At 80.2% G+C, this 743-nt stretch carries 1 protein-coding gene; it reads left to right on the top strand.

The window, feature by feature from the left end; translation table 11 throughout:
- On the top strand, window positions 1–743 hold a 743-nt coding region (locus WCS02_RS20835; RefSeq protein ID WP_340296217.1), incomplete at both ends, for an FtsX-like permease family protein.

The raw sequence follows: 743 nt of genomic DNA, 5'->3' as shown, positions 1-743 counted from the left end.
CTCGTGGCCGCCGCGCCCGGCACCGACCCCGCCGCCCTGCGCGACGCGGTCGCGGCCGGGGTCGGCCCGGAGAGCGCCGCCCCGCTCGGCGAGGTGCTCACCGGCGAGGAGCTGCGCGACAGCCGCGCCGCCTCCAGCGCGGTCCTCGTCCTGTCGCTCCGCACCGCCGTCGGGGCGTTCGCGGCGCTCGCCGTCGCGGTCGCCGTCGTCGTGGTGTCCAACACGTACTCCGTGCTGCTCGCCCAGCGGGTCCGCGAGCAGGCGCTGCTGCGCTGCATCGGCGCCACCCGGCGCGACCTGTGGCGGGCCGGCACCACGGAGGCGGTGCTGCTCGGCGCGGTCGCCGGCGTGGTCGGCCTGCTCACCGGCTGGGGCCTGGCCGTGCTCACGCGGGCCGTGGTGGGTGACCGGGTCCCCGGCGACGGGCTCGACCTGCCCGTGCCGGGCCTCGTCGAGGTCGTCGGGGCCCCGCTGCTCGGTGCCGTCGCCGCCGTCGTGGCCTCGGTCGCCGCCCTGGTCCGGGCCGGGCAGGTGTCGCCGCTGGCCGCGCTGCGCCCGGTCGAGGCGGTCGGCGAGACCGCCCGGACGTCGCTGCTGCGGACGGTCCTGGGGCTGCTGCTCGTCGTGGCCGGCGGCGCCGGCACGGTCGTCGGCGCGCTCGGCGGCAGCGTCGGCCTCGCGCTGCCCGCGGCGCTGCTCGCCTTCGTCGGGGTGCTCGTCCTCGGCCGGCTGCTGCTGCCCGT

It is taken from the genome of Aquipuribacter hungaricus (genome assembly GCF_037860755.1).
Classification (GTDB): Bacteria; Actinomycetota; Actinomycetes; order Actinomycetales; family JBBAYJ01; genus Aquipuribacter; species Aquipuribacter hungaricus.
This window is presented reverse-complemented; position numbering and strand designations above follow the sequence as displayed.